The following is a 7,703-nucleotide window of genomic DNA, read 5'->3' as shown; positions in this document are numbered from 1 at the left end:
AAAGAGAGATCTGAAAAAATACTTGAGATTTTAAATCTTTCAGAATAGGGAAATAGAAGGAGTAGGAAAAATCAATTGATTTTTCCTACTCCTTTATTATATAAATATTAATTTTATTATGATGAAATTTGGACTTAATGTATAATTATATATAATAAGATTTAGATATGGGTTAAGATAATTATATAAAAAATATTATGAACTATATGGGAGGGAAGTATGACTAAGGTTTATTTAACTAGGCATGGAGAAACAGAATGGAATGAAAAAGGTATAATGCAAGGCTGGGGAGATTCTCCTTTAACTGAACTTGGGAAAAAACAAGCTAAGTGGCTTGGAGAAAGAATGAAAGATTTACATATAGATGTCATATATACAAGCCCCATTGGAAGAGCATTAAATACTGCAAAAATAGTTAAAGGGGATAGGGACATACCCCTAATTGAATATGATGGATTAAAAGAAATACAAATTGGTGGCTGGGAAGGATTGAACCAGGAAGAGATGAAAAGTTTAAGTGAAGATAATTACTATAATTTTTGGAATGTACCATCAAAATATATACCAACTGGAGATGGGGAAACTTTTAATGAAGTTAAAGATAGATCCTTTAAGGCAATAAGTGAAATTATAGAAAAGGAAAAGGGAAAAACTATTTTGATAGTAACTCATACAATTACTCTAAAGTCATATTTAACTGCATTAGAGAATAGAGATATAGATACATTATGGGATGAGCCTTTTATAAAACAGACAAGTCTTACAGAAATTAATTTCAATGATGAAGGTTATGAAATTCCATTATTAGCTTGCATGGAACATCATAAATACTCAAGGAGAGAATACAACGAATTTGAGTAAGATAAAATAAATGTTGGATTACAGTGACTTGGAGTAAAGTGACGGAACAGTAATCCAACATTTATTTTATTTCATTTAGTAACACCGCATCTACAAGATTAAAGACTCTTGAAGCATATTATATCTGCATTTATTTACTTTTTTTACGAAATGCTAAAGGAGTCTTTCCATGAACTTTTTTGAACATTTTTATAAAGTTTCCACTGTAATTATACCCCAATATACTTGATATTTCTTCTATGCTTAATTCAGTTGTGGAGAGTAAATTTTCTGCTGTTGCCATTTTTATTGAAGTTGTATATTCACTTATGGACATATGATATTTTTCAGAAAATCCAGCTTTTAATTTTTGCTCATTTAAAAATACCATCTTACTTAAAGCACTTATAGTAGGTGGATTAAATGCTTCCTTTGTTAATATTTCATAGGCTTTTTGTATAGCATTAGCATCTGAAGCAGTTAATTTAATATATCTATCTTTTCCTATTTTTATTTCACCATGATTTAATTGGTTAGTAAAAGTGTTTTCAGGTGAAGAGAATACTTCTTTTGAAAGAAGTGCAATACATTCAAGGATTTTACTTTCTAAAAATAAGGGAGTAAGCTCATTTGCTTCAGATAGATTTCTTAAACTTTGAATTATAGTAACTATTTCTAATGTAAGATAGCTATAAGTATAGTTGTAGATAAAGTTATTAAAGTTTATTGAATTTGGGAAATTAGGTTTAATAACTTCATCAAAATACTTTTTATGTATAGTAATTTCAGCACCATGAAAGTGTTGACCTTTCTTCCAAACTTGTCTACCTTTTAGAGCCTTTTCAACTACAAAAAAAGATGAAGGCGTAAAGGAAGATACAGGATTATTTTCAATTTCAAATTCTGTAACTCCAGAATAAACAGTTCCAAACCTCATTATTTCTTCTTTATGATTAAAGGAAATAGCAAAATCCTGTGCTATTGTGTAATCACCAATTCCAAAAGTATAGTAACCTTCCCTAGAATATTCTATTAAAAATCCTAGTTCAGGATTATTTTCATTTTTATAAATAGTGTAGTTACCTTCATTAAAAGTTTTAAAAGTCATATTTTTCAAAACTAATTCTTTAAATTCTTTAGTAGATCTTGAATTCATTTGTCCTCCATTTTTTAATAAGAACTAATAATAAATATAAGTAAAAGGGGAGATAATAACCTTAAATATATTAGTTGAAATGAAGAGGTTATATTTTATTAAGCTAAATTGGCTTGTACATAAATAGCTTTTATAATAATTAAAAACTATAACATTTCAATTCTTATATTTATTTAAAGTATCATTTTGATTATCAGTTTTTATATTTTATGTGAATCATAATGTTGACTATTAATATTATAAATTTACTATTAGTTTCATCCGATCGCTACCATTGCTAACACTCCCACCTTCTATAAGTGGGAGCTAAGCACTGCTACGCGCCTGGATTAGTTCTTCTAACCTTCAGATGGAGTAAGGTATTCCTATTAAGAAAACTCCACCTGAAGATAAGAATCACTTTATAATCTCATAAGGTTTAATTATTAATTAAAACATATATATTATATCAAATAATTATCCTAATAGATGTTAAAATTATTAAAATAGTTGCAAAGGTTGAATTGAGAATGAATATCACATACAATTACCACAGAAGTGAAAGTATAGGAATTAAGGCTTAGACCTTTTGGTTAATAGAAATTGAAATTCAGAATAATTGAATTTCTAAATTTAGTTTCAAAATAAATAGAAGAGGTGTAAATATGAAGAAAAATTTATTAAAAACATTATTAGTATCTTGTTTAACTGCAGTAATGTTAGTAGGATGTGGCACTGGAAATAAAACTGAAGAAGGAACTTCGTCAGGAAATACTATAACAGTTACAGATGTAAGAGGTGAGGTTGAAATTCCAGAAGCTCCTCAAAGAATAGTAGATTTAAGTGGTAATAGTGATATTTTATCAGTTTTAGGATATAAGGTTATAGGAACAGCTAATAGTGATGCCTATGATTACACTAAATTCCCTTCATATTTAGAAGAAACTTTAAAGGGAGCAGAAATTTTAGGTTATAGCATGCAAGACACAATGGATGTAGAAGCAGTTATGAACTTAAACCCAGATTTAATAGTAATATCAACAGTTCAAGAAAAAATGTATGATCAATTAAGCGAAATTGCTCCAACAGTTATGATTCAATTAGAAGCTTTAGATTGGGAAGAAGATGTTAAAGCTTTAGCTAAGGTATTTAAGAAGGAAGCAGAAGCAGATAAATGGTTAGAAGCTTATGAAGCTAAGGCTGAAAAAGCTGGAGATAAGATTAAGGCTGAATATGGCGAAGATACAACTTACCTTTCATTCTTAGCAAGTGGTGGACAATTCTTTGTATTTGATAGTGCTGGTTTTGGTGAAGTATTATATGAAGATATGGACCTTAAGAAACCAGAAGGAATGCCAGCTCAAAGTGATATTAGCCTTCCAGTAGTAACTTATGAAGGATTAGCATCAATAAAAGCTGATTACATATTCTTAATTGCAACTAAAGAAGATTTAGCCCAATTACAAAACAATGCAATATGGAATAGCTTACCTGCAGTTAAAGAAGGAAAAGTAGTAGTATTAGATTCTTCTCCATACTTTAACCAAGGATATAGCGTTATAGGTAAAGATTTATTAGTAGATGAAATAGGTGTAATGTTAAATGAAACAAAGAAATAAGGGGAATATACATACAATAGTTTTTACAATTTGTAGTACCTTACTTTTAATATGTGGACTGATTCTAGCTGTTAGGTTAGGGTCTGTCCATATTGGCTTTTCAGAGATTTGGGATAGTATCTTTAATTACAGTGAAACTTTAGAACTTATGATTGTAAGAGATGTTCGTATTCCAAGAGCTCTATCTGTACTATTTACAGGGGGAATATTAGGAGTAACAGGTGCAATGATTCAAGGTGTTACTAGAAATCCTATAGCTGAGCCTTCAATCTTAGGTGTTAGCCAAGGAGCAACTTTAGTAATAGCAATATTTTATGCTTTAGGAATAACAATAAATACAAGAAATGTTATGATAGCTTCATTTATAGGAGCCTTATTTACAGGCCTTATAGTTCTAGCTTTTATATCTAAGAAAGCAAACAATAATTCAATTGCTAAGATATTACTTGCAGGAACAGCAATGAGCACATTTTTTGTAGCACTAACAACTATAGTTGGACTTTTATCTAATCAAAGTCAAATGATAGGTTTTTGGGTATCAGGTGGATTTAGAAATGCTAGCTGGTCAGATTTTAATTTAGTTTTTATAGTTGGCACAATAGGCTTTATAATTGCAGTTTTATTATCTCCTAAGATAAATATCTTAAGCCTTGGAGATGATGTTGCAATTGGACTTGGACAAAACCCTCAAAAAATAAGATTTACAACTCTTATGGTAATGATACCTATGTGTGCAGCAGCAGTAGCAGTTGGGAAAAACATAGCTTTTCTTGGACTTATAGTTCCACAGATAGTTAGAAAAATCCTAGGAGAAGATTATAGAAGAAATATACCTTGTGCCTTTTTATTAGGTGCAACACTTTTAACATATGCAGATATAGCAGCAAGAATGTTATTTGATCCATATGAAACTCCAATTGGAGTATTTACAGCCCTTATAGGAATACCATTTTTCATAGCAGTAGCAAGAAAGGAAAGAGGATAGATGAAGAAAAAAAGATTTAAAATAGCTTTAATAATTCTATTAGCATTACTTGCTATATCCTTTTTCGTAACACTTTGCTGGGGAACTTATAAGGTAACACCTTTAGAAGTTATAAATACCCTTCTTGGAAATGGAACTAAGATGCAAAGAGCAGCTATAATTAATTTAAGGCTTCCAAGAATGTTAGTTGGAGTATCAGTTGCAGTAGCTCTTTCAACAGCAGGAGCAATACTTCAAACAATAACTAAAAATGACTTAGCAGATACAGGAATTATAGGGATTAATGCTGGAGCAGCAGTTGCAGCAGTATTATTTATTACATATTCAACAGGAAATTATTATAGTGAACTTGGACAACTTTCAATATTTGTACTACCTTTTATGGCTATACTTGGAGCAGGAATTACTTCATTTATAATTTATATGCTTTCAAGCAGAAAAGGAGTTAAGCCGAGAAGACTTTTATTAATAGGTATTGGAATAAATGCAGGATTAAATGCTTTAATTACCTTCGTTACTTTTAGAGGCGGAGTCGGAGATTACAATAGAGTATTAGTTTGGACATCAGGTAGCCTTTGGGGAGCTGGATGGAGCTATGCCAAGGTTATAATACCAATAGTACTTTTAATGTTTATTATAGTATTACTAAATCATAAAAAATTAGATGTTTTAAATCTTTCAGATGAGCTTGCAACAGGACTTGGACTTAACATACAAAAAGAGAGAAAGAAGTTTTTAACCTTTGCAGTAATATTAGCTGGAAGTGCAACTGCCTTTGCAGGTAATATTGGATTTTTAGGACTTATATCTCCTCATATAGCAAGGAAATTAGTTGGTCCATATCATAAGAACTTCATTTCAATATCAGCAATTATAAGTATTATAATAGTTCTTCTTGCAGATGCAGTATCGAGAAATTTATTTTCTCCAATAGAAATTCCAGTAGGAATAACAGTATCAATATTTGGAGTACCATACTTTATTTATTTAATGATGAAGGAGTAGTAATTATGGAAGCTATTAGTGTAAAGAATCTAAAAGTAGCATATGAAAAGAATACTATAATTGAAAATATGAGTTTATCTATTCCAAAGGGGAAGATTAGCATAATAATTGGAGCTAATGGATGTGGAAAATCAACTCTACTTAAGACTATTGCTAGAGTAAATAAGCCTAAAGCTGGAGATATATTTATAAATAATAAGAATGTAAAAAAGGTAAAAGAAAAAGATATAGCTAAAGAAGTAGCATTCCTGCCTCAAGGTCCAGTATGTCCAAGTGGATTAACAGTAAGAGAACTAGTTGCCTTTGGAAGATTTCCTCATCAAAAAATGATAGGTGGACTTAATAGCCATGATAAAGAAGTTATTGACTGGGCAATAGAAGAAACAGGTCTTTCAGAATTTGCAGATAGAGAAGTAGAAAATTTATCTGGGGGACAAAGACAAAGAGCTTGGATAGCTATGGTTTTAGCTCAAGAAACAGACATAATAATGCTTGATGAACCAACAACTTACTTAGATATGTCTTATCAACTTGAAGTATTAGAAGTCTTACAGAGATTAAATAAAGAAAAAAATATTACAGTAGTTATTGTATTGCATGAACTAAACAATGCATGTAGATTTGCAGATAATATTATTGGACTTAAAAAAGGTGAAATTATCTGTGAAGGAAGACCAATAGATGTAATTAATAAAGAATCTTTAAAAGAAATCTATGGAATAGATGCAAACCTTCAAGTAAGTGAAAATGGAGAATATCCAGTATGTATGGAATATGAGCTACTTAGAGAAGTAGTTTTATAAGCATCGAAAATAATATTTAGTTATATAGAATGTCAGCTACTTAGGGAGGACAAATGAAAAATAAAAATTTTATAATAATAGTAGTAGGGCAGATTATTTCCCTTTTTGGAAATGCAATTCAAAGATTTAGTATGTCCTTATACTTATTGGACTTTACAGGAAGTACAGCAACATTTGCAAATATTTTAGCAATATCAACTATACCATATATTTTATTTGCACCTATTGCTGGAATGCTTTCTGATAAGATAAATAGAAAAAAGATAATGGTCTATTTAGATCTTTTTTGCTCAGTTATTATTGGTATATATGCATTTATATTATTAAGAGGAAGAGATCATGAAATAATAGTAGCAGCAGTAATGTTTATATTATCAATTTGCTACACATTATATGGACCAGCAGTTACAGCTTCTATTCCTCAAGTAGTTGAAGAAGATAAGCTAACTTCAGCTAATGGAATAATAAATCAAGTAGGATCAGTAGTAAACTTTGTTGGGCCAATATTTGCAGGGATTCTTTATGGACTAGTTGGAATAAAAGTAATAGTAATGATAAATGCTGTAAGTTTTCTATTCTCAGCTATAATGGAAATGTTCTTAGATATACCTGATGTTGAGAAGAAGTTAGAAGCTTCTGTGGGAGAAGATACTGAAGGTAGCACTTGTCCAAGTGTTAATGGAAGCGATAGAGTATCTTATTCAAATAAAGAAGCCAAAGTATTCTCTATGAGCTTTATAAAAAACTCATTTATAGAAATGAAAAACAGCTTTATGTATTTGAAGAAGGAAAAGAAAATAGTTTTAGGAATTATAGCTTCCTATGCTATGTGTAATATATTCTTAGTGCCTATTTTATCAATAGTTGCACCTTACTTTATAAATGTATTTTTAGGGTTACCTTCAGAAGTTTATGGAATAGTAGAGGGGGTATGTGTATTAGGAATGATATTGGGTGGTTTATGGATAAGTATAAAACCAAATATGTTTTCTATGAAAAAGGCACATTATACCTATTTTCCAATGCTTTTTGGAGTTTTATTAATGTCAAGCCTAGGAGTATTAAAAGCAGGTAACTACACATTGGCAGGAATTTTTGCGGTAGGAGGAATGGCTATAATGCTATCTCTATCTTTATCTAATGTATTGACTCTAACTTATATTCAAAAGGAAGTACCTCAAGATATGCTTGGAAGAGTATCAGCTTTTTCAACAGCAGTAGCAACTATAAGTGTAGCTCCAGGACAATTACTTTACGGACAAGTGATAGATGCTGGATTTACTATAGGAACAATATTATTAGTAACAGCAATAATT

The 7,703-nt window shown here is 30.2% G+C and carries 7 protein-coding genes; 6 read left to right on the top strand and 1 reads right to left on the bottom strand.

Annotated elements, in window-relative coordinates; all coding sequences use genetic code 11:
* Positions 1-219 precede the first annotated feature (219 nt).
* Entirely contained in the window at positions 220-861 is a 642-nt protein-coding gene (locus E6248_RS10425; RefSeq protein WP_316340745.1) for a histidine phosphatase family protein, read from the top strand.
* A gap of 130 nt (positions 862-991) precedes the next feature.
* Here the strand turns inward: E6248_RS10425 and E6248_RS10420 are convergent, their stop codons facing one another.
* Entirely contained in the window at positions 992-1,996 is a 1,005-nt protein-coding gene (locus E6248_RS10420) for an AraC family transcriptional regulator (RefSeq protein ID WP_316340744.1), read from the bottom strand.
* A 644-nt stretch (positions 1,997-2,640) separates the two neighbouring features.
* Between E6248_RS10420 and E6248_RS10415 the strand changes: the two genes are divergently transcribed.
* The 5 genes from E6248_RS10415 to E6248_RS10395 form a co-directional block, all read left to right on the top strand.
* Positions 2,641-3,594 (top strand): ABC transporter substrate-binding protein, encoded by a 954-nt coding sequence (locus tag E6248_RS10415; protein WP_316340743.1) that lies wholly within the window; start codon positions 2,641-2,643, stop codon positions 3,592-3,594.
* A complete protein-coding gene (locus E6248_RS10410) occupies positions 3,578-4,579 on the top strand; it encodes an iron ABC transporter permease (RefSeq protein ID WP_316340741.1) in 1,002 nt (333 codons plus the stop codon). The genes E6248_RS10415 and E6248_RS10410 overlap by 17 nt, the downstream gene beginning before the upstream one ends.
* Complete coding sequence (locus E6248_RS10405) at positions 4,580-5,584, top strand: iron ABC transporter permease (RefSeq protein ID WP_316340740.1); 1,005 nt, start codon at positions 4,580-4,582, stop codon at positions 5,582-5,584. It abuts the gene before it with no gap.
* Between the two features lie 5 nt (positions 5,585-5,589).
* Positions 5,590-6,387 carry an ABC transporter ATP-binding protein gene (locus E6248_RS10400; protein WP_316340739.1) on the top strand — a complete coding sequence of 266 codons (798 nt, stop codon included), beginning with the start codon at positions 5,590-5,592 and terminating at the stop codon, positions 6,385-6,387.
* A 53-nt stretch (positions 6,388-6,440) separates the two neighbouring features.
* Positions 6,441-7,703 (top strand): MFS transporter (locus tag E6248_RS10395; protein ID WP_316340738.1); only part of this gene is annotated, 1,263 nt, incomplete at its 3' end.

This window comes from Clostridium sp. (genome assembly GCF_032552055.1).
In the GTDB taxonomy this organism is placed as follows: domain Bacteria; phylum Bacillota; class Clostridia; order Clostridiales; family Clostridiaceae; genus Clostridium.
The sequence above is the reverse complement of the archived record's forward strand: the minus strand, read 5'-3'. Positions and strand labels throughout refer to the sequence as shown.

Bases quoted from the DNA above. Each gene is read 5' to 3' on its own strand.
- E6248_RS10425 (WP_316340745.1), top strand. From the start codon at position 220: ATGACTAAGGTTTATTTAACTAGGCATGGAGAAACAGAATGGAATGAA.
- E6248_RS10420 (WP_316340744.1), bottom strand. From the start codon at position 1,996: ATGAATTCAAGATCTACTAAAGAATTTAAAGAATTAGTTTTGAAAAAT.
- E6248_RS10415 (WP_316340743.1), top strand. From the start codon at position 2,641: ATGAAGAAAAATTTATTAAAAACATTATTAGTATCTTGTTTAACTGCA.
- E6248_RS10410 (WP_316340741.1), top strand. From the start codon at position 3,578: ATGAAACAAAGAAATAAGGGGAATATACATACAATAGTTTTTACAATT.
- E6248_RS10405 (WP_316340740.1), top strand. From the start codon at position 4,580: ATGAAGAAAAAAAGATTTAAAATAGCTTTAATAATTCTATTAGCATTA.
- E6248_RS10400 (WP_316340739.1), top strand. From the start codon at position 5,590: ATGGAAGCTATTAGTGTAAAGAATCTAAAAGTAGCATATGAAAAGAAT.